Origin of the sequence: Actinomadura logoneensis (assembly GCF_003428695.1) — a bacterium.
Classification (GTDB): domain Bacteria; phylum Actinomycetota; class Actinomycetes; order Streptosporangiales; family Streptosporangiaceae; genus Spirillospora; species Spirillospora logoneensis.
This window is the reverse complement of record NZ_QURH01000598.1, coordinates 1-2034: the sequence shown is the minus strand read 5'-3', so window position 1 is coordinate 2034 and position 2034 is coordinate 1. Positions and strand designations below refer to the sequence as shown.

The following is a 2034-nucleotide window of genomic DNA, read 5'->3' as shown; positions in this document are numbered from 1 at the left end:
GGCCCCGCCTGTGCGCCGTCCGGCCCCGCCTGTGCGCCGTCCGGCCCCGCCTGTGCGCCGTCCGGCCCCGCCTGTGCGCCGTCGAGGTCCGCCGCCGCCTCCGCGTCGAGGGCCTCCTTCTCGGCCTCGGCCCGCTCGTAGGCGTTCACCAGGTTCCGGTAACCCTCGGAGCGTTCCAGCAGCTCGGTGTGCGTGCCCCGGGCTGCCACCCGGCCGTGCTCCACGAACACGACCTCGTCGGCCAGCGCGATCGTCGCCTTCCGGTACGCGACCACGACGACCGTCGCCGCCCCGTTCTCCTCCGACTCCCGCAGCCCCGCGAGGATCCGCTGCTCGACCTGCGGGTCCACCGCCGAGGTCGCGTCGTCCAGCACCAGCAGCCGCGGCCTGCGGACGACCGCCCGCGCGAGCGCCAGCCGCTGCCGCTGCCCGCCGGACAGCGTCGCGCCGCGCTCGCCGATCCTGGTGTCCAGGCCGTCCGGCAGCGCCGCCACGAACCCCTCCGCCTGCGCCAGCCGCAGCGCGGCCCACACCCGCTCGTCCGGGACGTCCAGGCCGAGCGTGATGTTGCCCCGGACGGTGTCGTCGAACATGAACGTCTGCTGCGGGACGAGCGCGGCGGTCGCGGCGACGCCGCCCGCCCGCACGTCCCGCGCGTCCAGGCCGTCCAGCAGGACCGACCCGTCCGCCGGGTCCACCAGCCGCACCAGCAGCGACGTCAGCGTGGACTTGCCCGACCCCGTCGGCCCGACCACCGCGACCGTCCGGCCGGGGGCCGCCTCGAACGACACGTCCCGCAGCACGTCGGCGGCGGGCGCGCCCTCCGCCGGCTCGTACCCGAACCGGACGGCCTCGACCCGCAGCGCGGCGGGCGCGCCCGCCTTCAGCTCGGCGTCCCCGTACGGCATGGACCCGCCCGCGTCCAGGACGGCCCGGACCCGGTCCCAGCCGACCACGCTGCGCGGCACCTCCGCCAGCACCCAGCCCAGCGACCGGATCGGGAACGCCAGCAGCGTGAACAGGTACGCCACGTGCACCAGGTCGCCCGCCGTCATCGCGCCCGACTCCAGCCGCACCGACCCGATCAGCAGGACGGCCAGCACGCCCAGGTTCGGCAGCGCCTCCAGCACCGGGTCGAACATGCCCCGGACGCGTCCGACCGCGATGTTGGCGTCCCGCAGCGCCTCGGCGCGGGCCGCGAACCGCTCGGTCTCGGCCTGCTCGCGGCCGAGCGTCTTGACGACCAGCCCGCCCTCGAAGCTCTCGTGCGCGACCTCGCTGACCTCGGCCCGCAGCTGCTGCGCGCGGGTCGCGACCGGCGCCAGCCTGCGCTGGTAGACGACGTTCAGGAGCGCGATCGCCGGGAAGACCAGGAACCCGACGAGCGCCACCACGGGATCGGTGAGAAGGATCGACACGGCCGCGACCAGCAGCATGAACACCACGCCGACCGCCATCGGCAGCGGCGCGAGCGGCGCCCACGCCGCCTCCACGTCGGCGTTGGCGTTCGACAGCAGCTGCCCGGTCGGGTGCTTCTGGTGCCAGGCGAGCGGCAGCCTCAGGTACTGCCGCGTGACCGCGCGCCGGTACCGCGCCTGCATCCGGTACTGCATGAGGCCGGCGAAGAACCGCCGCCCCCCGACGCCGAGCGCCTTCAGGAGGGCCACGCCGAGGATCACCAGGGCGGCGGCGGTCAGCGCCCCCGCCGTCGTGTGCCCGCTCTCGAACGCCGGGAGGACGGTGTGCTGCGTGGCCCATCCGAGAGCCTGCGCCGTCCCGACCGTCATCGCCCCGTACAGGGCGCTGGCCAGCACCGAGATGGCGAACACCCGGGGCTCCGCCCGGATGGCCACCCCGAGGACCCGCATCCCCTCCCGCAGGATCTGCCCGGTGGAGGAGGCGCCGCCCGCTCCCAGCTCGTCCGCCGCGGGCGTCTTCTCCGCCGCCGCCGTGCCGTCGGCCGTGGAACCGCGACCGGCCGCGGGGGCGCCGCCGGAGACCCGGCCGCCATCGGCGTCCGGCGCCGACCGGCCG

General features: G+C 76.4%; 1 protein-coding gene. It reads right to left on the bottom strand.

The features are described from left to right. Positions 1 to 1868: ABC transporter ATP-binding protein (locus DZF91_RS24545; RefSeq protein ID WP_147341351.1), on the bottom strand; the 1868-nt coding region annotated here is incomplete at its 3' end. Positions 1869 to 2034 lie beyond the last annotated feature (166 nt).